Below are 19,688 nucleotides of genomic sequence, written 5' to 3'. Positions count from 1 at the left end.
ACCGTCCTCCCGCCTCTCAGCCCTCATCCTGAGGGCTGAGAGGCGGAAACCCTGATCAGGCGGCGGCCCTCTGAGCCTTGAGCCGTTTCAGGTCTGGCGGCATCGCTTCGTCGCTCAGCGCCTCCAGCATCGCGTCGAGCGTCATCACGCTCTGCGCCTGGCTGCCGAGACGGCGGATCGTCACGGTCCTCTCCTCCGCCTCGCGCTTGCCGACGGCCAGGATCACCGGGACCTTGGCCAGCGAATGCTCGCGCACCTTGTAGCTGATCTTCTCGTTGCGAAGATCAGCGCGCGCCCTGAGGCCCGCATTCATGCAGGCGATCGTAACCTGCTCGGCATAGGCGTCGGCCTCCGAGGTGATCGGGCAGACCAGGATCTGCTCGGGCGCCAGCCAGAGCGGAAAATGCCCGGCATGGTGCTCGATCAGGATACCGGCGAAGCGCTCCAGCGAGCCGCAAATGGCGCGGTGGACCATGCTCGGCGTCTTCTTCTCGCCATCCGAGCCGATATAGAAGGCCCCGAAGCGCTCCGGCAGGTTGAAGTCGACCTGCGTGGTGCCGCATTGCCAGTCGCGGCCGATGGCGTCGCGCAGGACATATTCGAATTTCGGCCCGTAGAAGGCGCCCTCGCCCGGATTGATCTCGGTCTTGATCCGGTTGCCGGACTGCGCCGCGATCTCCACCAGTACGCGGTTCATCACGTCCTCGGCATGGTCCCACATCGCATCCGTCCCCACGCGCTTGTCCGGCCGCGTCGAGAGCTTGATGACGAGATCGTCGGTGAAGCCGAAATCGGCATAGACCGAGAGGATCAGCTCGTTGATCTTCAGGCACTCCGCCGCGAGATGATCTTCCGAGCAGAAGATATGCGCGTCGTCCTGGGTGAAGCCGCGCACGCGCATCAGCCCATGCAAGGCACCCGACGGCTCATAGCGATGCACCGCCCCGAATTCGGCAAGCCGGATCGGCAGATCGCGATAGCTCTTCAACCCATGCTTGAAGATCTGGACATGGCCCGGGCAGTTCATCGGCTTCAGCGCGAAGACCTTCTGGTCGCGCGTCGGGTCGTTGGGGTTCTCGAACGCGCTCGCCGATTTCACCGCGAACATGTTGTCCTGGTACCAGCCCCAGTGGCCAGACGTCTCCCAGAGCGACTTGTCGAGGATCTGCGGCGCGTTGACCTCCTCATAATCGGCTGCGAGCCGCCGGCGCATATAGGTCAGGATTTCCTGGAACAGCCGCCAGCCCTTGGAGTGCCAGAACACGACGCCCGGCCCCTCCTCCTGGAAGTGGAACAGGTTCATCTCGCGGCCGAGCTTGCGGTGGTCGCGCTTCTCCGCCTCCTCGATCTGCTTGAGATGGGCGTCGAGCTCCTCCTGCTTGGCGAAGGCGGTGCCGTAGATGCGCGTCAGCATGGCGTTGCTGCTGTCGCCGCGCCAATAGGCGCCGGCCACCTTCATCAGCTTGAAGGCATTGCCGACCTTGCCGACAGAGGTCATGTGCGGACCGCGGCAGAGGTCGATCCAATCGCCCTGCGCGTACATCTTCAGCGTCTGGTCCGCGGGAATCGCATCGACGAGCTCGACCTTGTAGGCCTCGCCCTTCTCCTTGAAGAAGGCCTTGGCCTTGTCGCGGCTCCACTCTTCCTTGGTGAAGGACGCGTCGCGCGCGATGATCTCGCGCATCTTCTTCTCGATCGGCTCGAAATCCTCCGGCGTGAAGGGCTCGTTGCGGGCGAAATCGTAGAAGAAGCCGCCCTCGATCACCGGGCCGATCGTCACCTGCGTGCCGGGATAGAGCGCCTGCACGGCCTCCGCCAGAACGTGGGCGCAGTCATGGCGGATAAGCTCGAGCGCGCGCGGATCCTCGCGGGTCAGGAACTCGATCTTCGAGTCCTTCTCGATCGGATCGCCGAGATCGACGACCACGCCGTCGAGCGCCATCGCGACTGTGCGCTTCAGCAGGGAGGGAGAAATGCCACCGGCGATCGCCTTTCCGGTGATGCCGGAAGGAAATTCGCGCTTGGCGCCATCGGGAAATGTCAGGGAGATCGTCATCGATCGCTTTCCTGCTCACTCGGGGATACAAGCCCCGTAAGTCAAGGCCGGCTACGGATGCGGGGTGCCGCTTCCGTCGCCCGCAGCCGGTTGCGCGTCGGAATCGAAGGCCGCTGTCACACCTTCGGAAGGGGGCGCGTTCACGCCGCGCCAGCGGCCATAGGACCACGGCCTATACCAGGTCGCGTCCGGCGGCAATTCCTCGCAGACGAGATCGATGCCGCTGGTGCCGTAAGGATTGCAGCGGCAGATCCGGGCGAAGCCGATCCAGCCACCGCGCCACAGCCCATGGCGCTGGATCGCCTCGTCGGTATAGGCCGAACAGCTTGGCCAGTGCCGGCAATGCCGCCCGACCAGCAGCGACAGGCTGAGTTGGTAACTCCGGATCAGCCCATGCGCGGCGCGGCGCGGCAGGCGCGCGACCATCCGGGCAGCGGACGACAGGCGGGCTGAAAGCCTTTGTTCAGCAGGCTCGTGCGAATTTGGCTCCGTCGGCTGTTTCCGGTAGTCCGTCACTTGGTCCGCTTTTCTCAAAACGACGACACATGAATCACGCTCAGCGCTTTCGTTACGCCATCGCCGGCCTCGGCCTCTCCCTTGGGCTTGGCTTCGCCATGCCCGCCGCCGCTCAGCAGCGTGCCTATCTGATCTGGCTCGATCCGGGAAAGATCGACGTCGCCAAGATCATCGGCCTGCCACCGGCCCAGAATTCGCCCGAGAACAAGGCCGAGTTCGACCAGGTGTTGCAAATCTCCTCGACCCGGACGCCCGAGCGCGAGAAGGCCGCGATCGCCGATCAGTACCAGACCCTCAACCGCTTCCTCGACGGCATCGGCCAGAGCTATGTCGACGCGACGCATCGCGAGATGCGGCTCCTGTTCAAGGAGGCGCAGGTCGAGGCCAGCATCGTGCTGCTCAGTGTCCGCCGCCTGACCAGCCGGCAAAGGCCCTTCACCGTCTGGAACAAGGTCAGGATCAAGCCCTGCCCCGGCGGCCGTCCCGACGGCACCTCCTTCCCTTCCGGCCATGCCGCCACCGCCGCGCTCTATGCCGAATTGCTGTCCGAGGCCGTGCCCGAGCTCGCCGCGAAATTCGAGGAGCGGGTCAAGAGCTATGACGAGAGCCGCCTCGTCTGCGGCTTCCATTATCCCTCCGATCTCACGGCCGGCGACAAGGCCGGGCGCGCCATCGCCAAGGCGCTCCTGGCCGAGCGAGCCTTCCGTACCCGCTTCGACGAGACGCGCCCCGAGATCAGGAAGGCGTTCGGTCTGACTTGAAGCGATTTCAAGCAAAGCGGGCACCGGTTCGCTTGAAGAAAACACGTCGGAAATGAAAGCCTATTCAGCCGCCTGCTGCCGCCGCGCTTCGATCTGGCCGATCGCATCCACTACCGCGTCGAAGGTCAGCATGGTCGAGGCGTGGCGCGCCTTGTAGTCGCGCACCGGCACGAGCACGGACAGATCGCCCCATTTCCCGCCCGGCGGCTCGGCATTCTCCTTCAGGATGGCCCGCGCCTGCTCGCGGACGCGGCGCAATTCGTCAGCCGTCGAGCCCACGACATGACGCGCCATGATCGAGGACGAGGCCTGTCCGAGCGCGCAGGCCTTCACCTCATGCCCGAAGGCTGTGACGACATCGCCCTCCATGCTGACATCGACTGTCACCGTCGAGCCGCATAGCTTGGAATGCGCCTTGGCGGTGGCATCGGGAGCCGGCAGCCTTTCCAGCAGCGGAATATTGCCGGCAAGTTCGAGGATCCGCTTGTTATAGACGTCGCTCAGCATATCTCGGTCTCCACCGGGGTCTGGAGTGACCGGGGCGCTCACCCAATATAGGGTGGATCGTCAGCGGGCGGGAGAGCGCGCAAGCGCATCCTGCCACAGGAGTGAAACTTGTCGCAGCCCCGTGCACCGGTCTTTGGCCGGCCCAGCCGCGGGACATGTCATCGTAAACGGGAGGCACCACATGAACCCTGTGGTTAAGTCCTTGTCCGTCGAGCGGGTGCTCAGCCCCTCTGCAGACAAGTTTCTGATCAAGAAGCCGACGCAGGAACAGGCCGAGGAAGCGGTGCGCACGCTGATCCTTTGGGCCGGTGACGATCCCTCGCGCGAAGGCCTCACCGACACGCCGCGCCGCGTCACCAAGGCCTATAGGGAATTCTACAAGGGCTATCACGAGGACGCACACGAGGTTCTCGAACGCGTCTTCGAGGAGGTCGAAGGCTATAAGGACATGGTCCTGGTGCGCGACATCCCGTTTTATTCGCATTGCGAGCATCACATGGTGCCCTTCGTCGGCAAGGCGCATATCGGCTACTACCCGTCCAAGGGTGTGGTCGGCCTGTCCAAGCTCGCCCGCATTGTCGACGTCTATGCGCGCCGCCTGCAGACGCAGGAGACGATGACAGCGCAGATCGCCCAGGTCATCGACAAGGTGCTGAAGCCCCGCGGCGTCGCCGTGCTGATCGAGGCCGAGCATATGTGCATGTCGATGCGCGGCGTGCAGAAGCAGGGCTCCTCGACCATGACGACGCAATATACCGGCATCTTCAAGGATCCCGCCGAGCAGGTCCGCTTCTTCACCATGGTCAAGTCGCCCGGCCTATAACCCGGGCAGAAGGCCGATTGGCAGCGGTTGCCTGCATCCCTACAAGGGCGCGTCAAGTCGACGCGCCCTTTGCCCTTCCGGAGCCCCCATGAGCCTCTTCCCGGTCGCCACGGACAAGCAAGCCCTCGAGGAGGGCGATTCGCTCAGCCCCCGCTTCGACGCGAACGGCCTCGTCACCTGCGTCACGACCGACGCGGCGACGGGCGAATTGCTGATGGTCGCGCATATGAACGCAGAGGCCTTGCAGCGCAGCATCGAGACTGGCGAGGCCTGGTATTGGTCGCGCTCGCGCAAGGAACTCTGGCATAAAGGCGCGACTTCGGGGCAGATTCAGACGATCGTCGAGATGCGGGTCGATTGCGACCAGGACGCGGTCTGGCTCAAGGTCAACGTCGCCGGCGATGGCGGCTGCTGCCATACCGGGCGGCATTCCTGCTTCTACCGGCGCCAGCCACTGGGCCGCGACGCACAGCGGGACACCGGCTTCCGGCCGCTAGAGCCGGATGATGTCAGATGGGCTCACGAAGTGATCCCATCTGACATCTGAATCCGTCTCTCATCCAAAAGTGAGAGCAGGATCAATGCGAAAAACCGGTGCCCACTTTTTCGCATCCTGCTCTTGCATTCGCCTGAAACCGTCTCTCATCTAAGAGTGAGAGCAGGATCAGCCGCAGCGTTGGTGATCCTTTCACCAAGCCTTCATGTTTTCGACAAATGCCGCAGATATCCGCAAGGGTCAGCCGGCCCTATTCATGATTCCCTCATCCTCGCCTGCGACTCTGTTCCTCCCGCGGAGGATCGGGTCCATGTTGTGGGATCCGCGGAGGATCGAGTCCATGTTGTGGGATGACATCGCCAAGCATGCCTTTGGGTTAGGCGGAGGTGGAGCCACGATGAACGACATGACCACCGCGGCGCCGCCACGACGCGGCAGGCCCCGGATCGGGCTTGCGCTCGGTGGCGGCGCGGCACGCGGTTGGGCCCATATCGGCGTGATTCAGGCGCTGACGGAAGCCGGCTATCGCCCTGACGTGATCGCGGGAACCTCGATCGGCGCCGTCGTCGGCGGCTGCTTCGCCGCCGGCAAGCTCACGGAGCTGTCGGACTTCGCGATCAGCCTGACCAAGCGCCGTGTCGTCGGGCTGATGGATTTCCATATCGGCGGAGCCGGCCTCATCGCCGGCGGGCGGCTTAAGCGGCTGCTGGAGCGCGACCTCACCAACACCCGCATCGAGGCGCTACCGGTGCGTTTCCTCGCGATCGCGACCGAACTCGGCTCCGGCCACGAGATCTGGCTGACGCATGGCCCGCTGGTCGAGGCGCTGCGCGCCTCCTATGCCCTGCCCGGCGTCTTCGACCCCGTGAAGCTCGGCGGGCGCTGGCTGATGGATGGCGCGCTGGTCAACCCGGTGCCGGTTACGGCCGCGCGCGCAATGGGCGCCGACGTCGTCATCTGCGTCAATCTCAACAGCGATCTCACCGGGCGCGGCACCACCATCCAGAGCCACGCGGCCGAACCCGATCCCGAGCCCGAACTCGATACGCCGCCGACATCGCGCTGGTTCGGCGGCATCACCGGTGCGGCCAAGCGCGTGCGCGGCATGGTCGGCCGCCCCAGCAGCGACCGGCCGGGGCTCGCCGGCGTCATGATCGACGCCTTCAACATCACACAGGACCGGATCTCGCGCTCGCGTCTCGCCGGCGATCCGCCCGATGTGATGATCGGCCCAAAACTCGGCCGCATCGGGCTGTTCGATTTCCACCGTGCCGACGAGGCCTTCGAACTCGGCCGCCAGGCCACCCAGCGTGTCCTGGACGAGATCGAGGTCATGGTCGCAAGCCGCACGGCCAGCGTCGACTGAGCTGGCCGCGGCCTAGAGCAGGATGCGAAAAAGTGGGAACCGGTTTTTCGCATTGATCCTGCTCTAACTCCTTGATGAGAGACGGATTCAGATTTCAGACGGAGTCACTTTGTGACCCCGTCTGAAATCATCCGGCTCTAGACTTCAGGCCATCGCGATATAGTCGCGCATCGCCCGGCTCTCCGCCTCGATCTCGGCGACACGGTGCTTCACGACATCGCCGATCGAGACGATGCCGGCGATCCTGCCGTCCTCGACGATCGGGACATGCCGGAACCGGCCCGACGTCATCATCTCCATCAGTTCGTCCATGCTGGTCTGCGGCCGGCAGGTCACAACCTTGGCGGTCATCACCCGCGAGACCGGCATCTCCAGCGCCGCCGCACCGTTCGCGCCGAGCGCACGGATGATGTCACGCTCCGACAGGATGCCAACGAGTGCGCCATCCGCGCCCATTACCACCACCGCGCCGATGCGCTTTTCGCTGAGGGTACGCACAGCTTCGGCCAATGTGCGGTGCGGAAGCACCGAGATCACATCATGGCCCTTGTCACCGAGAAGTTGAGCGACGTTCATCGAAATGATCCTCCTTTTTCAGGTGGCGCCGTTGACCGGCACGCGTTCAGCGGGACTGGAGTCCGGCCGCTGACGGATCGACTCGCCAAGGAGGCAGTTCCAGGTCCTTCGCAATGACATAAGTGTGAGGGAAGACCGGAGCGCAGGCAAGGCTCCTCTGGCCGAGCATCGGCCCGAAAAGTGGGAACCGCTTTTCGGAACAAGCCGATGCAGAACCAAAGCCTTACGGCATCAGGTTTTGACCGCGCCCTTGTCCAGCAGCGGAAACAGCAGCAGGCCGACGAGGAAGCCGCCGATATGGGCCTCCCAGGCGATGCTGGTCTCCTCGCCGAAGATCGGCACGAGCCCGGAACCGAACAGGATGTTGGTGATGAACCAGATCCCGATGAACAGGAGCGCCCGCGAATTGCGCCAGATCTGACCGATGCGCTCGGCGGGAATTGCCTTGACGACCGCGTCATCGCCGAGCGCACCAAAGCGCAGGCCAGGCGCGAAGACGAAGCGCGCGGCCGCCGCGGTAGCGCCGGCGACGCCGGCCGAGGCGCCCACCAGCGGCAACACGTCGAGATCGCGCGACCACCAGTGCAGCAGCGCGCCCCCGATGGTCGACAGGCCCATCAGATTGAGGAAGCGCCCCGTACCGAGTCGGCGCGCGACCGGGCTGCCGAAAGCCGCGAGCCATACGACGTTCGAGATCAGATGCACCCAAGAGCCGTGCAGCAGGCCATAGCTGAGCAGCGTCCAGAGCCTGGGGCCGCCATCCGCCAGGAGCAGCCGGGCGAGGCCGAGCCTGTCGGCGAGATCCTGCCCCTGCAGCGACTGCGCCAGCGCGCTCAGGACCTCCTCCAGCCGGTCGGGCGCGAACCAGATGGTCAATCGCGCCGGCACGAAAGCGAACCAGGACATCACCAGGTAGTCGTCATAGTCGGACAGCAAGCCGCGCCCGGCCTGGATCAGCGCCAGCAGCGCCACCAGCCAGATAATGACGGCGGGAAGGTTCAGGATCGGCTCGCGCCCGGAAGGGGCGCCAGGACCGGAGGATGTGTCCGACATGCAGACCAACCCTTGCCGATGGCGCGGGCCGACGCAAGCCTGCGCACGTAAACGCGAACGCCTGGAGACATAAAAAAGGGAGAGCCTCGCGGCTCTCCCTCTTCCAGGCTGCGACCGGCGCGGGCCGTTAAGACCTGCGCCGGGGTCACTCCCCTTCCGCCCCCGCGGAACTGCTAAAATTTATGATACATTCTAACGAGTTATCCACAATCCTAACCATTCATTAACCTTAACCGACCCCTGCGCAGGCCGCCCCGCCCCCGGCATGGCAAGACGGCATGCCGACTGCGTCCTCGATTCCCGTGAGGACCCGATTGTCCTTCCTCCTGACGCTTGTGGCCCATCGCGGCACGCAAGCCGTGCCGGAGGGGGACGACAGGCAGCATTGGACGCGCAATGAAGAATACGAGCACCCGACTGGTCCACGAATATTGGGACGCGTTGCGCGGCGACCGCGCCGCCCCCGAACGTGGCGAGATCGAACCCGGCGCATTGCGACATGCGCTGGCTGATACCTTCGTGCTGGAAAACGAGCCGATCGGCCCGGTTTTCCGGCTGGCGGGGACGCGGCTCTGCGCCCTCATCGGCAACGAACTGCGCGGTCGCGCCTTCACCGCGCTATGGCCCGATGTCGAATCGCAAGGCGAAATGCGCCGCCTCGTCCAGACCGTGATGGACGAGACGGCAGGCGCCGTCGCCGGACTCTCGGGCGAGACGAAGACCGGCGCGCCGGTCTATCTCGAACTTTTGCTGCTGCCCCTGCGCTATCGCGGCCGGACCCATGCACGCGTGCTCGGCGCCCTATCGCCCGCGGTCACGCCGGCCTGGCTCGGCCTCGACACATTGGCCGCGATGCGCATGATCTCGCTGCGCATGCTCTGGCCGCCCGTTCCATCCCAGCGCGCCTCGGAACCGCCAATGCGCGCGGGGCCGCCAAAATTGATGGTCCTTCCCGGCGGCAGAGTTTGAAAGCCTAACCAAGCGTTAACCCAAGCGCGACTAGGGTCAGCCGGAATCAGGCTGGTCATTGATGTTGAGCGCATTGCAAACGCCCCGTACGGTCTCCCGTGCCGCCGAGCGCAGGCGGCACTATCGTATGAAGGTCGTCCTGCTGGGCCGCTACATGCTGCCCAACCGCATGGAATACCCCTGCCAGTCGATCGATATCTCGCCCGGAGGCCTGCATCTCGCCGCGCCCGCCAAGGCGGCGCCGGGTGATCGCGTCATCGTCTATCTGGAGCATCTCGGCCGCATCGAGGGCGTCGCCGTACGCACCACGATGGAGGGCTTCGCGATGACCATCACTGCGACCAGCCGCAAACGCGAGAAATTCACCGCCCAGCTCACCTGGCTCGCCAACCGCGACGAATTGGGCCTGCCCGAAGATCGCCGCCACGAACGCATCGTGCCGCGCAATCCGCGCTCGATCCTGACGATGGAGGACGGCATCGAGCATGTCGTGCGCGTCATCGACATCTCGCTGTCGGGCGCGGCCTTCTCGACCGATCTCGATTTGCCCATGAACATGCCGGTGAAGATCGGCTCGACGCCCGCCAAGATCGTGCGCCGCTTCGATGGCGGTTTTGCCGCCGAATTCCGCTTCCCGCTCTCGGCGGACTTGCTCGACGAGAATCTCGAGCTCTAGACACAGCGCTCCGGCGCATTTCCAGCCTGAACAGCACCTCCAGAGCATTGCGCGAAAAAGTGGGAACCGGTGTTTCGCAAGAGCAATGCACTCAACTCCTCGAATCGATCACGCGGCGGCAAACTGCATAGCCGGCTCTTGCGCGATGCGCAGACTACGACCAAAGCAGTGACCCGTATCACTGGGACGCCGCGACGCCTTGGTCACCGCCTATCGACTCATCATCTTCGACTTCGACGGAACCCTCGCCGACACCTACCCCTGGTTCGTGGGGGTGATGAACGGCGTCGCCGACCGCTACCGCTTTCGGCGCGTCGCGGAGCATGAGGTCGATACGCTGAGAGGCCAGAGCGCGCGGCAGGTCATTGCCCATCTCGGCGTGGCGAGCTGGAAGCTGCCCTTCATCGCCCGCCACATCCGCGGCCTCGCCGCCCGCGACAGCGACCAGATCCCGCTCTTCGACGGTATTCACGCCATGCTGCTCAGGCTGAAGCAGGAGGGCTACATCCTCGCCATCGCGAGCTCCAACTCCGAGCGCAATATCCGGCGCACGCTGGGACCCGAGACTGCGGCCTTGATCGCGCATTATGCCTGCGGGGCGGGATTATTCGGCAAGGCGACGAAGTTCAGGCGGCTGGCGAAGGAGGCCCACATCCCGCATCGGCAATGCATCTGCATCGGCGATGAGATCAGGGATGCCGAGGCCGCCCGTGAGGCCGGCATGGCCTTCGGCGCCGTTGCCTGGGGCTTCACCAACCCCGACGCGCTGCAGGCGCAGCGGCCAACCTCGCTGTTCAGGCATCTAGACGAGATCATCGCCGGTCTCTGCATCGCTCCGGGCGCTGAAGCGCGCTGATCGGCGACATCAGCTCCCGATCGGCAGGCGAGCACCATGGTGGAGCGGGCATCCTCGAAACGCTTCGCTAAAGTTAATCAAACCTGGACGCGCTAGCCGGCATCTCATAGTTAATGCCCACTAAAACCAGCGCTCACATTTCTTACTTTCCCATTTTGCGTCGATTTATACTGACTTTCACACCAGGGTCGGAATGGCGAAATACATAAATTTGCTTGCTTTCATTTCAATCCAAATCCATCCGCACTGAGCATGGTCATCCCCGGGACAAGGAAAGGGGACATCATGCTTTCAATTCACCGCAACTTTATCGGACCCGCGCTGATTGCTTTGATCATCGGCGCCGGTGCGACGCAGGTTAAGGCCCAGTCGCCCGGCGGCGTTCCGGTCGCGAGCCTGCCGATTTCTGCCTCGGGCGAGGCGCGTGCGCCCTATGCCTGGAGCGACTTCTGCAAGCGCATGGCCTCGGAATGCCGGGTCAACACCGGCGAGCCCGAGCGCGTCGAGATGACCGCGAAGCTGTGGAAGACCGTCGTTGCGGTCAACGGCAAGATCAATCGCGAGATCGAGCCGGTGACCGATCAGGAGCATTGGGGCGTCGTCGACCATTGGGACCTTCCCGAGGACGGCAAGGGCGACTGCGAGGACTATGCGCTGCTGAAGCGTAAGCGCCTGGCCGAAGCCGGCATTCCGCGCCGCGCCATGCTGATGACGGTCGTGATCGACGAGGAGAACGCCGGTCATGCCGTGCTGATGATCCGCACCGATCGCGGCGACTTCATCCTCGACAACAAACGCAACGCGATCCTGCCCTGGAACCAGACAGGCTATGTCTATGTGAAGCGCGAATCCCAGTACCAGACGGGCTGGACCTCGCTCGGCGGCGCCCAGACGCCGACCGTCGCCTCGGTGCGCTGACACTCGTTGATCACGCGAGCGCCCTGCTGCGGGCGCCGCAACACCCCCTTGGAGACTCGCTCGCGGCCCCGCGCCGCAGTTGGTCTCTCAACTGACGGCGAGGCTCGGTCACGTCCCCACCCGTCCCCCAAGACTGGGTTTCGCCATAGGGCCGGTTCCTCTTCCCCGGGGAACCGGCCCGATCCTTTTCAGGACTCAGAGCAGGATGCGAAAAAGCGGAAACCCGTTTTTCGCATCCTGCTCTGACTTTTAGATGAGAGACGGATTCAGGCTCAGCCGAAGCGCTGCAATCCGGCTGCAAACTGCTTCCAACGCGCGACATAGCCCCGCGCCGAGGCGGTGATGCCGGCGGCAGCCGCTGCATCGAGCGTGCGCACGGCCCGCGCCGGCGAGCCGACAATCAGTGAATTGTCGGGAAACTCCTTGCCTTCCGTCACCAGCGCATTGGCGCCGACGAGGCAGTTGGCACCGATCCTGGCGCCGTTCAGCACCGTCGCGCCCATGCCCACCAGGCTGTTCTCGCCGATGATGCAGCCATGCAGGATGGCACGATGGCCAATCGTGCAGCCTGCGCCGACGCGCAGCGGAAAGCCCATATCGGTGTGCAGCACGCAGCCTTCCTGGATATTGCTGCCCGCGCCGATCTCGATCCATTCATTGTCGCCGCGCAGGACCGCGCCAAACCAGATGCCGACCTCGGCGCCGATCCTGACCCGGCCGATCAGATGTGCCTCGGGCGCGAGCCACCAGCCGCCTTCGGGCGGGGTTTCCGGGGCGGTTCCGTCAAGCGAGTAGAGCGGCATGGGCCAATATCCTTCCAGGATCTGCCATGCAGGCAAGATCTGCTCTGCAGGCAGCGTCTGCCATGTAGGATTGCAGGCCCGGCCAGCCTTCCGTCAAGCGCCGCCGAGAAGATGCAGCAGGTCGAGCACCACGCGTCCCGAGGCCATGCTCCAGAGCGAGGCGATCATGCTCGCGAGCATGACGAAGATGAAGGGCCGCCCCTCGATGCGCCGGCCGCGCACCGTGTTGCGCAGAATCAGGAAGGGCGCGCTGAAGACGACGACGGGAACGCTCGCAACCGCCGCCAGCCCACCGGCCTGCAGCAAGCGGAAATCGGCGCGCTGCGTCGTGAACAACTCGAACGCGCTGGCAAGCAAACCGGCAAAGGCGAAGCCAATGAACAGCGCCTGCAGCGCATCATAGGCAGCGGGCTCGATCAACAAGGGCGGGCACTCCGAACCGGACCCTTCCACCTTGCCGCATGGTTTACGAACTGTGAAGAAAACTCATAAGCAATGGTTAACCGGCCGCCACTGCTTCTCCCAGGCCCCGGCAGCGCGCCGCCGCCCGCGCGATCATGGTTTACGCTCCCTTAAGCGGCCTCTGCTTCACTGGACGTCATCGATCCATCCATCTCCCGTCAGGGAGAGCACGATGTCGCCCGGAAATCTGTCCCAGCTTTCCGGCGTCAGGCTCAGAGGCCCTCGCACGTGACCGCGTCCCTGTCCCAAGAGCATTCCGCCCAATTGGCCGCCGATCTCGCGGCCATGGTCCGCTCGCGCTTGAGGCGGCCTCCGCCGCCGCTGCCACGCGCCGATTCTGCGCTGGTGAAGGCGGCCTTCGCGATCATGCTGCTTGGTGCGGCCGCGACCGGCCTTGGCCTCTACGCCACTCATAAGGGCCGCGAGACGGAAACGATGCTCCAGCCCGCCCGCATCGGCAACAGCGTGCTGATGGTGCCGCAGGACCTGACCGGCGCCGAGGCCGACGATTCGAGCCGCCTCGTCGGCATGGTGCGCCTCAGGCTGGGGTGGCCTGATCTTGGTCCGGCCCAGAACCGCAACCGCCTGCTGGTGACGCTGAGCCCGCCCGACAAGGTCAACGAGCCGGCGACGCAACTTGCCGTCTATGCCCGTTTCCTGACGCCGACGGTCTGGTCCAACCCCGGCGGTCTGGTCGTGCGCGGCTTCCGCAAAGGCTCGCCCTATGAGGGCGACGAACTCTATGTCTCCGTGCCCGACGGGCGCGGCTTCGCGGCGCGCTGCCCGCTCGACACCCCGGCAGGCGCCGCGCTCGACGAACTCTGCCGGGTGACGTTTCGCCACCGCGGCATCGACGTCAACATCCGCTTCCCGCGCAGGATCATCGCCGATTGGGAGCTGATGATCGGCGGCGTCCGCCGCACCATCGACGGCATGCTGCGCTGAGCATTCTTAGGCATGCCGCAAGCCGGTCTCGAGGTGCGCTCCGGTGAGTCGGCTGGCGCGGCTTTCGAGAACCGGAGCGGAGCGGACTTTTCGTCCGTGAGCACCGGAAGCGCAGAAAGCCGCGTCAGACGGCCTCCGGAGTAGCGCTTCGAGGCCGGCGGCTCAGTCCTCGAGGTCGACGTCGAGGATAGCCATGGTGAAGTTGAACGAGCGGTCGCCGTCCTCGTCATCGACGTGAATGATGCCGATGAACTCGTCGGCCAGATAAACCTCGGCCGAATCGTTCTTCTTCATGCGCGCCCGCACGCTGATCGCATGGTTGGCGAAGGTGCGGCGCAGGTAGCCTTCAAGCTTGGCGAGTTCTGTCTTGTCCACGGTATCGGTCCTTATCGGTTGCCGGGACGGATGCCATGGCGGGGCCGGAAGGGCAAGCCGGAAGGCTGTCGAGCCGCCAATCGACGGCTCCCGTACTCGTCGTCGCGAGCGCCGCCCTCCCATTCCCGCATGGCGGTAGCCGCCTGGTGCGCCTGCACGCCCCGGCACGATCTGCAATAGTGAGCGCTCCCTTCGCTCATGATGGATCGCCCCATGACGCCGTGGCTGCCTGCCGCCCTCGCCTATGTCTCCAGCTGGCTCGAATTCCAGCTCCGCCATCACGACCAGCCGGGATGCTCCGTTGCGATCGCGAGCGGCCGGGAAATCGTTCTGGAAGCCGCCTTCGGCAAGGCCGACATCGCGACCGGCGAGGAGCTGACGCCGCGCCACGGCTTCCGCATCGCCTCGCATTCGAAGAGCTTCACCTCGGCCGGCATCCTGCGCCTGGTCGAGGCCGGCCGCCTTCGCCTCGACGACAGGGCGGGCAGCTTCGTGCCCCGCCTCCATCCCGAGGTCGCGACCGTGACGCTGGCGCAGCTCCTCTCCAACAGCGCCGGCCTGACGCGCGACGGCCCCGACAACGGCCAGTTCTTCGACCGCAAGCCCTATTGCGACAAGGCCGAACTGCTCGCCGACCTGGCATTGCCGCCCATCCTGCCCGCCTCGCAGCGCCTCAAATACTCCAATCACGGCTTCGGCCTGCTCGGCCTGGTGATCGAGGCGGTGACGGGCGAGCCCTATGCCGACTGGATCGCCAGGGAGGTCGTCGCGGCAGCCGGGCTTGCTGAAACCATGCCCGATATCGGCCTCTGGACCGGCCCGACGGCCAAGGGCCACAGCCCGAAATGGCCGCTCGGACATCGCGTCGTCGTGCCCGGCGACAACCTTTGCCAGGCGATGATGTCGGCAGCTGGCTTCGTCGCCACTGCGGCCGATGTCGCGCGCTATTTCGCGCAGCTTTCGCCGAAGGCCGAGCGCAGCATCCTCTCGCCCCTCAATCGCCGCGAGATGAGCCGCCGGCTCTGGGCCGACGAGGAAAGCAGCCTCGGCCGCCATTACGGACTCGGCACCATCTCCGGTGGAGAAGGCGACTGGGCCTGGTTCGGCCATTCCGGCGGCTTCCAGGGCTTCATCACCCGCACCATTGTCCTGCCGGAGCAGGATCTGACGATCTCGGTGCTGACCAACGCCATCGACGGCCTCGCCCATCCCTGGCTCGATGGCGTCGTCCAGATCCTCAAGCGCTTCTCCGAACTCGGCGCGCCCTCGGCGGAAACGCAGACCTGGGCCGGCCGCTGGTGGACAATCTGGAACCCCGGCGACCTCGTGCCTTTCGCCGACAAGGTGCTGGTTGCCAACCCAACCCTGTTCAGCCCGTTCCTCGATGCCGGAGAGATCGCGATCGAAGCGCCCGATCACGGCCGCTTCGTCAAGGCCTCCTCCTTCAACAGCCCCGGCGAAACGGCGCGGCTGGTGCGCGACGATGCCGGCCGCATCGAGTCGGTCTGGCTCGGCGGCTCGCATGTCGTCTCGGAGGCAGCGCTGAAGGCGGAGATGCTCGCGCGCTATCGAAGCGGCAGCGCCTAGCGCTTGCCACCCCGGACCTCCGGCGCGATCACGAACCGACGAGCCCGAGCTGGGGGCTCGACGCTTCGGCGCGGCCACGGCGCGGAATGCGCCCGGCCGCGCGCGCATCCCAACCGGCCTCGACGGCGTGGCGCATGGCACGCGCCATGCGGACCGGATCCTTCGCCTTGGCGATCGCTGTGTTGAGCAGCACGGCGCTCGCGCCGCATTCCATCGCGATGGCGGCATCCGACGCCGTGCCCAACCCGGCATCGACGATCACGGGAACGGCCGAGCGCGCGCAGATCAATTCGAGATTGGCGGGGTTGGCGACGCCCATGCCGGAGCCGATCAGCGAGCCCATCGGCATCACGGCAGCGGCTCCGAGATCGGCCAGGCGCGCGCAAACCACCGGATCGTCATTGCAATAGGGCAGCACGACGAAGCCCATCTCGACGAGCTGGCGCGTCGCCTCCAGCAGCTCCCCGACATCGGGATAGAGCGTCTCGCGATCGCCGATGACCTCGAGCTTGATCCAGTTGGTTCCAAGCGCCTCGCGAGCAAGCTCCGCCGTCAGGACGGCGTCACGCGCCGTCTCGCAGCCGGCCGTATTGGGCAGGAAGCGGTAGCCGGACAAAAGCTGCGCCGTATCAGAGCCATGGCCCGCCAGCGAGATCCGGCGCAGCGACAGGGTCACGATCTCCGCGCCGCTGGCGGCGACCGCATCCACCATGATGCGCTGGTTGGGATAACCGGCCGTCCCGATCAGCAGGCGGGAGCCGAGTTGCGTTCCGGCCAGGGTAAAGGGCTGTTCCGCGACACTCATCTCAGCCTCCTTGAAAAGCGCGAATGATCTCGACGCGGTCACCGGACGCCAGAGGCGTGACCTGCCATTGTGACTGCTTCACCACCATCCCGTTCAACGCGATGGCGAAGCCCTGGGGGCCCGGCAGATCGAGCTCGACCGTGCGCTCCCGCCATAGCGCCAGCAGATCCTCAGCCGCGCTGTCATGATCGCGTCCATTGACGATGAGCTTCATGCCAATGCCTCCTGTGCTGAAAAACGCTCCGGTCCGAAGGACGCGGCAGGCCCTTTGATGCCTCCCTCGGTAACGAGTTGCGTGATCGCTACCGCGGTGACAGGGGCCAGCAGATAGCCGTTGCGATGATGTCCCGTGGCGAGGAGCAGGCCTGGAATCCGGGTCTCGCCGAGGATCGGCGCGTCGTCGGCGCTGGTGGGGCGGAAGCCCGACCAGATCGCGGCGATCGGCAGGTCCTCGATTCCGGGCAGGATGCGCCGCGCGCCTTCGAGCAGCGCGTAGACGCCGCCGGCCGTCACGGCATCGTCGAAGCCGCACTCCTCCATGGTCGCGCCGACAATCAGCGTCCCGTCGCTCTTCGGCGCGAGATGGACCTGGTCGGTCCAGACCATGCGCGAAAGGACCGGCCGGTGCGGCGGGCATGCCAGCGCCAGCGACTGCCCCTTGAGCGGCCGCAACGGCAGGGAAAGCCCCGCTATCTCGGTCCAGGCCCCGCCGGCCGCGACGATGATCGTAGCCTTCACCGGCCCTTGCTTCGTCGTGACGCCCACGGCGCGCCCGGCTTGCAGCCAGGGCGTTGCCGCCAAGCCTTCGAGCAGGATTCCGCCGCGTTTGATGAAGGCCTGCCGCAGGGCGGCGATCACCCTGACCGGGGCGACCTGATGATCGCCGGGGCAATGGATACCGGCCACGACGGAGGGGCGTAGACCGGGCTCAAAGCCTCGGCAGGCAGCCCCGTCCAGCCACTGCGTCGCAAGCCCGGCCTGCCGCTGCATCTCCTGGCGGAAGCGCAGCCGCGCCACCTCGTCGCGCGTCGTGGCGACAATCAGGATGCCATCCCTGCGATAATCGATATCGAGCCCGCCATCGGCCGATAATTCAGCGGCGAAGCCGGGCCAGAGGTGCTGGCTCTCCAGGGCGAGCGCGACATGCTCCTCGCCGCCGGGCTCGAATTCGGCGGCCGCCGCCAGCATTCCGGTGGCAGCGAGGCTCGCCCCTTGGCCGACCGTGCCGCGCTCGAAAAGCGCAACCCGCAGGCCGGCACGCAGCAATCGCCAGCCGGTCATCAGGCCGATCACGCCGCCACCGATAATGGCGACATCCGTCGAGGCCGGCGGCGCCGCAACATCGGGCGGGCGAGCCTGCTGGCGGCGCAAACTGGTGTCGGGTGGGCCTCTCATCGCAAACTCCTCGCCGCGACGGGGGGGCGAGGATATCTGCGGCCTTGCGGGCCGCCGGCTTAAAGCCGGGAAATCCATCCCTCCGCCGGTATGAACCGGATCAGGTTCGAAGGATTTCCGCGCGCTTATCCGGGTTGCCCCGGTCTGCCAGCGGTGTCTCAGCCCCTTGCCGGGGATCTCCCTGGAATGGTGACGACTGTGAAAGCTCGGCCGCCGCTGGTCAAGCCTGCCTGGATGCAGGCAGCGCCAGCCCTCACCGCATGAAGTGCAGCTCGCGGAACCGCCCGCGGAACGCCGTCACATCCTTCGCGATCGCGTCTGCCGACCGCGAGCCGCTCAGGCCCTCAGTGATATAGCCGGCCAGTTCCGGCATGTCGGCAGGCGTCATGCCGAAGCGAACGATCTCGGGCGTGCCGAGCCTGAGCCCGTTCACGTCCCCTGCCACCTCCGGCAGGGGCAGGCCGATGCCGCAGCTCAGGATGTTGATGGCGCGCAGCGTCTTGGCGGCCGCCTGGCCGCCGCCATAGCTGTGAGCCTCGATCGCGAATTGATGCGAGGTCGTCAGGCCGCGATCGCGCGCGAAGACCGGCACCTGCCGCTCGACCAGCGCCTCGCCCAGTGCCTTGGCCGTCTCAACCATCATCTGCGCGTAGGCACGGCCATGCGCCTTCCAGTCAAGCAGGGTGATCGCCAGCGAGGCCGATTTCGCCGCGTCGAAATTCGCGGTCAGGCCGGGATAGGCAATGGCGTCGAGCCGCTTGGCGATCTCGGCGTCATTGGTGACGATCAGACCCGAAGGCGGCCCGCCCAGGCTCTTATAGGTGCTCATCGTCATCAGATGAGCTCCCTCCTCCAGCGGCTGCTGCCAGCCATGCCCGGCAATCATGCCCGACATATGCGCCGCGTCGAACAGCACGATCGCGCCGATTTCGTCGGCGATCGCGCGGATCTCGCGGATCGGATGGGCGAAGAGGTTGAGGCTGCCGCCGATCGAGATCAGCTTGGGCTTCAATCGCAAGGCATCCTCACGCAGGCGCGCAAGGTCGACGGTGTAGTTCACCGGATCGACCGGGGCGGGATGGGTAACGATGCCGTAAAGCCCTGCGGCACCGGCGCCGTGATGCGTGACATGGCCGCCGATCGTGCCCGGCGGCGCGATGATGCAATCGCCGGGCTTGGCCGCGACCATGAAGGCATAGAGATTGGCGATGGCGCCCGAGGGCACGCGGATCTCGGCATATTTCGCGCCGAAGACCTCGGCGGCGAGCTCGGCGGCAATGACCTCGATCTTTTCGATCGCCTCCAGCCCCATCTCATATTTGTCGCCGGGATAGCCGAGCGAGGGCCGCGCGCCCAGCCCCGCCGCAAGCACGGCCTCGGCCTTGGGGTTCATCACATTGGTCGCGGGGTTGAGGTTGATGCAGTCGCGCTCATGGATGTTGCGGTTCTCGACCGTCAGCGCCGCGATCCGCGCCGCGACCGCGTCGAGCGACTGGCCGGCCGTCTCGGCGGCGATGCCGAGCACGTAATCCTCGCACGCTTGCGGAACCCAGTCGCGCCTGCCCAGAGCCGTCATCGATCGATCCTCCTAGAGCCGGATGATTTCAGCTGGGATCACAAAGTGATCCCGCCTGAAATCTGAATCCGTCTCTCATCCAAAGAGTTAGAGCAGGATCAATGCGAAAAACCGGTCCCCACTTTTTCGCATCCTGCTCTAGCGGTGAGCCCGCCTGATACGAAGAA

General features: G+C 65.4%; 22 protein-coding genes and 1 riboswitch. Of the genes, 10 read left to right on the top strand and 12 right to left on the bottom strand.

The features are described from left to right. Positions 1 to 55 precede the first annotated feature (55 nt). Positions 56 to 2,056: a threonine--tRNA ligase gene (thrS, locus tag ACSQ3P_RS01780; RefSeq protein ID WP_436163982.1), complete on the bottom strand. Its 2,001-nt coding sequence runs from the start codon at positions 2,054 to 2,056 to the stop codon at positions 56 to 58. A gap of 51 nt (positions 2,057 to 2,107) precedes the next feature. Beyond that, positions 2,108 to 2,482 (bottom strand): membrane protein insertion efficiency factor YidD, encoded by a 375-nt coding sequence (gene yidD / locus ACSQ3P_RS01775; RefSeq protein WP_436163981.1) that lies wholly within the window; start codon positions 2,480 to 2,482, stop codon positions 2,108 to 2,110. 119 nt (positions 2,483 to 2,601) lie between these two features. Here yidD and ACSQ3P_RS01770 point away from each other — a divergent pair, with 119 nt between their 5' ends. Then, the gene (locus ACSQ3P_RS01770) at positions 2,602 to 3,333 is read left to right on the top strand and encodes a phosphatase PAP2 family protein (protein WP_436163980.1); all 732 of its coding nucleotides are present in this window, start codon (positions 2,602 to 2,604) and stop codon (positions 3,331 to 3,333) included. A 60-nt stretch (positions 3,334 to 3,393) separates the two neighbouring features. Here the strand turns inward: ACSQ3P_RS01770 and ACSQ3P_RS01765 are convergent, their stop codons facing one another. After that, on the bottom strand, positions 3,394 to 3,840 hold the full coding sequence (locus tag ACSQ3P_RS01765) for an iron-sulfur cluster assembly scaffold protein (RefSeq protein WP_436163979.1): 447 nt from the start codon (positions 3,838 to 3,840) through the stop codon (positions 3,394 to 3,396). A gap of 181 nt (positions 3,841 to 4,021) precedes the next feature. On the opposite strand from ACSQ3P_RS01765, the gene folE reads away from it, so the two are divergent. From folE to ACSQ3P_RS01750, 3 genes are all read left to right on the top strand, one after another. Continuing rightward, positions 4,022 to 4,663: a GTP cyclohydrolase I FolE gene (gene folE / locus ACSQ3P_RS01760; RefSeq protein ID WP_436163978.1), complete on the top strand. Its 642-nt coding sequence runs from the start codon at positions 4,022 to 4,024 to the stop codon at positions 4,661 to 4,663. Between the two features lie 88 nt (positions 4,664 to 4,751). Beyond that, positions 4,752 to 5,210, top strand: coding sequence for a phosphoribosyl-AMP cyclohydrolase (hisI, locus tag ACSQ3P_RS01755; RefSeq protein ID WP_436163977.1), 459 nt, complete (start codon positions 4,752 to 4,754; stop codon positions 5,208 to 5,210). Positions 5,211 to 5,499: 289 nt separating this feature from the next. Continuing rightward, the gene (locus tag ACSQ3P_RS01750) at positions 5,500 to 6,525 is read left to right on the top strand and encodes a patatin-like phospholipase family protein (protein ID WP_436163976.1); all 1,026 of its coding nucleotides are present in this window, start codon (positions 5,500 to 5,502) and stop codon (positions 6,523 to 6,525) included. 144 nt (positions 6,526 to 6,669) lie between these two features. On the opposite strand, the gene ACSQ3P_RS01745 is transcribed toward ACSQ3P_RS01750, so the two are convergent. Together ACSQ3P_RS01745 and ACSQ3P_RS01740 are read right to left on the bottom strand one after the other, a co-directional pair. Continuing rightward, on the bottom strand, positions 6,670 to 7,101 hold the full coding sequence (locus ACSQ3P_RS01745) for a CBS domain-containing protein (RefSeq protein ID WP_436163975.1): 432 nt from the start codon (positions 7,099 to 7,101) through the stop codon (positions 6,670 to 6,672). A 231-nt stretch (positions 7,102 to 7,332) separates the two neighbouring features. Then, positions 7,333 to 8,154 carry a rhomboid family intramembrane serine protease gene (locus ACSQ3P_RS01740; protein ID WP_436163974.1) on the bottom strand — a complete coding sequence of 274 codons (822 nt, stop codon included), beginning with the start codon at positions 8,152 to 8,154 and terminating at the stop codon, positions 7,333 to 7,335. A gap of 396 nt (positions 8,155 to 8,550) precedes the next feature. Between ACSQ3P_RS01740 and ACSQ3P_RS01735 the strand changes: the two genes are divergently transcribed. From ACSQ3P_RS01735 to ACSQ3P_RS01720, 4 genes are all read left to right on the top strand, one after another. Beyond that, entirely contained in the window at positions 8,551 to 9,123 is a 573-nt protein-coding gene (locus ACSQ3P_RS01735) for a PAS domain-containing protein (protein ID WP_436163973.1), read from the top strand. A 61-nt stretch (positions 9,124 to 9,184) separates the two neighbouring features. After that, complete coding sequence (locus ACSQ3P_RS01730; RefSeq protein ID WP_436163972.1) at positions 9,185 to 9,799, top strand: PilZ domain-containing protein; 615 nt, start codon at positions 9,185 to 9,187, stop codon at positions 9,797 to 9,799. A 199-nt stretch (positions 9,800 to 9,998) separates the two neighbouring features. Further along, complete coding sequence (locus ACSQ3P_RS01725; RefSeq protein WP_436163971.1) at positions 9,999 to 10,655, top strand: HAD hydrolase-like protein; 657 nt, start codon at positions 9,999 to 10,001, stop codon at positions 10,653 to 10,655. A 285-nt stretch (positions 10,656 to 10,940) separates the two neighbouring features. Beyond that, positions 10,941 to 11,573 (top strand): transglutaminase-like cysteine peptidase, encoded by a 633-nt coding sequence (locus ACSQ3P_RS01720; protein ID WP_436163970.1) that lies wholly within the window; start codon positions 10,941 to 10,943, stop codon positions 11,571 to 11,573. A 272-nt stretch (positions 11,574 to 11,845) separates the two neighbouring features. Here ACSQ3P_RS01720 and ACSQ3P_RS01715 read toward each other — a convergent pair whose 3' ends face one another. Further along, positions 11,846 to 12,376, bottom strand: coding sequence for a gamma carbonic anhydrase family protein (locus tag ACSQ3P_RS01715; RefSeq protein ID WP_436163969.1), 531 nt, complete (start codon positions 12,374 to 12,376; stop codon positions 11,846 to 11,848). 93 nt (positions 12,377 to 12,469) lie between these two features. After that, positions 12,470 to 12,799 carry a DUF6949 family protein gene (locus ACSQ3P_RS01710; RefSeq protein ID WP_069692219.1) on the bottom strand — a complete coding sequence of 110 codons (330 nt, stop codon included), beginning with the start codon at positions 12,797 to 12,799 and terminating at the stop codon, positions 12,470 to 12,472. A gap of 267 nt (positions 12,800 to 13,066) precedes the next feature. Between ACSQ3P_RS01710 and ACSQ3P_RS01705 the strand changes: the two genes are divergently transcribed. Then, entirely contained in the window at positions 13,067 to 13,783 is a 717-nt protein-coding gene (locus ACSQ3P_RS01705; protein ID WP_436163968.1) for a hypothetical protein, read from the top strand. Positions 13,784 to 13,945: 162 nt separating this feature from the next. Here the strand turns inward: ACSQ3P_RS01705 and ACSQ3P_RS01700 are convergent, their stop codons facing one another. Beyond that, positions 13,946 to 14,158, bottom strand: a complete 213-nt coding sequence (locus ACSQ3P_RS01700; RefSeq protein ID WP_069692221.1) for a DUF3126 family protein — start codon at positions 14,156 to 14,158, stop codon at positions 13,946 to 13,948. Between the two features lie 213 nt (positions 14,159 to 14,371). On the opposite strand from ACSQ3P_RS01700, the gene ACSQ3P_RS01695 reads away from it, so the two are divergent. Beyond that, entirely contained in the window at positions 14,372 to 15,745 is a 1,374-nt protein-coding gene (locus ACSQ3P_RS01695) for a serine hydrolase domain-containing protein (protein ID WP_436163967.1), read from the top strand. Between the two features lie 28 nt (positions 15,746 to 15,773). Here the strand turns inward: ACSQ3P_RS01695 and ACSQ3P_RS01690 are convergent, their stop codons facing one another. The 4 genes from ACSQ3P_RS01690 to glyA form a co-directional block, all read right to left on the bottom strand. Then, on the bottom strand, positions 15,774 to 16,550 hold the full coding sequence (locus ACSQ3P_RS01690; protein WP_436163966.1) for a thiazole synthase: 777 nt from the start codon (positions 16,548 to 16,550) through the stop codon (positions 15,774 to 15,776). 1 nt (position 16,551) lies between these two features. Next, complete coding sequence (thiS, locus tag ACSQ3P_RS01685) at positions 16,552 to 16,764, bottom strand: sulfur carrier protein ThiS (RefSeq protein WP_436163965.1); 213 nt, start codon at positions 16,762 to 16,764, stop codon at positions 16,552 to 16,554. Beyond that, on the bottom strand, positions 16,761 to 17,945 hold the full coding sequence (thiO, locus tag ACSQ3P_RS01680; RefSeq protein WP_436163964.1) for a glycine oxidase ThiO: 1,185 nt from the start codon (positions 17,943 to 17,945) through the stop codon (positions 16,761 to 16,763). Before thiO ends, thiS begins: the two co-directional genes overlap by 4 nt. A gap of 60 nt (positions 17,946 to 18,005) precedes the next feature. Further along, positions 18,006 to 18,137, bottom strand: a riboswitch (TPP riboswitch). Positions 18,138 to 18,198: 61 nt separating this feature from the next. Continuing rightward, entirely contained in the window at positions 18,199 to 19,521 is a 1,323-nt protein-coding gene (gene glyA, locus ACSQ3P_RS01675) for a serine hydroxymethyltransferase (RefSeq protein ID WP_436163963.1), read from the bottom strand. Positions 19,522 to 19,688: the final 167 nt, after the last annotated feature.

Source organism: Allobosea sp. LjRoot9 (assembly GCF_964252745.1).
Lineage (GTDB): Bacteria > Pseudomonadota > Alphaproteobacteria > Rhizobiales > Beijerinckiaceae > Allobosea.
The sequence above is the reverse complement of the archived record's forward strand: the minus strand, read 5'-3'. Positions and strand labels throughout refer to the sequence as shown.

Bases quoted from the DNA above. Each gene is read 5' to 3' on its own strand.
- glyA (WP_436163963.1), bottom strand. From the start codon at position 19,521: ATGACGGCTCTGGGCAGGCGCGACTGGGTTCCGCAAGCGTGCGAGGAT.
- ACSQ3P_RS01765 (WP_436163979.1), bottom strand. From the start codon at position 3,840: ATGCTGAGCGACGTCTATAACAAGCGGATCCTCGAACTTGCCGGCAAT.
- thrS (WP_436163982.1), bottom strand. From the start codon at position 2,056: ATGACGATCTCCCTGACATTTCCCGATGGCGCCAAGCGCGAATTTCCT.
- ACSQ3P_RS01740 (WP_436163974.1), bottom strand. From the start codon at position 8,154: ATGTCGGACACATCCTCCGGTCCTGGCGCCCCTTCCGGGCGCGAGCCG.
- ACSQ3P_RS01690 (WP_436163966.1), bottom strand. From the start codon at position 16,550: ATGAGTGTCGCGGAACAGCCCTTTACCCTGGCCGGAACGCAACTCGGC.
- folE (WP_436163978.1), top strand. From the start codon at position 4,022: ATGAACCCTGTGGTTAAGTCCTTGTCCGTCGAGCGGGTGCTCAGCCCC.
- ACSQ3P_RS01750 (WP_436163976.1), top strand. From the start codon at position 5,500: ATGTTGTGGGATGACATCGCCAAGCATGCCTTTGGGTTAGGCGGAGGT.
- ACSQ3P_RS01730 (WP_436163972.1), top strand. From the start codon at position 9,185: ATGTTGAGCGCATTGCAAACGCCCCGTACGGTCTCCCGTGCCGCCGAG.
- ACSQ3P_RS01770 (WP_436163980.1), top strand. From the start codon at position 2,602: ATGAATCACGCTCAGCGCTTTCGTTACGCCATCGCCGGCCTCGGCCTC.
- hisI (WP_436163977.1), top strand. From the start codon at position 4,752: ATGAGCCTCTTCCCGGTCGCCACGGACAAGCAAGCCCTCGAGGAGGGC.
- ACSQ3P_RS01720 (WP_436163970.1), top strand. From the start codon at position 10,941: ATGCTTTCAATTCACCGCAACTTTATCGGACCCGCGCTGATTGCTTTG.
- yidD (WP_436163981.1), bottom strand. From the start codon at position 2,482: ATGGTCGCGCGCCTGCCGCGCCGCGCCGCGCATGGGCTGATCCGGAGT.
- ACSQ3P_RS01745 (WP_436163975.1), bottom strand. From the start codon at position 7,101: ATGAACGTCGCTCAACTTCTCGGTGACAAGGGCCATGATGTGATCTCG.
- ACSQ3P_RS01735 (WP_436163973.1), top strand. From the start codon at position 8,551: ATGAAGAATACGAGCACCCGACTGGTCCACGAATATTGGGACGCGTTG.
- thiS (WP_436163965.1), bottom strand. From the start codon at position 16,764: ATGAAGCTCATCGTCAATGGACGCGATCATGACAGCGCGGCTGAGGAT.
- thiO (WP_436163964.1), bottom strand. From the start codon at position 17,945: ATGAGAGGCCCACCCGACACCAGTTTGCGCCGCCAGCAGGCTCGCCCG.
- ACSQ3P_RS01695 (WP_436163967.1), top strand. From the start codon at position 14,372: ATGACGCCGTGGCTGCCTGCCGCCCTCGCCTATGTCTCCAGCTGGCTC.
- ACSQ3P_RS01715 (WP_436163969.1), bottom strand. From the start codon at position 12,376: ATGCCGCTCTACTCGCTTGACGGAACCGCCCCGGAAACCCCGCCCGAA.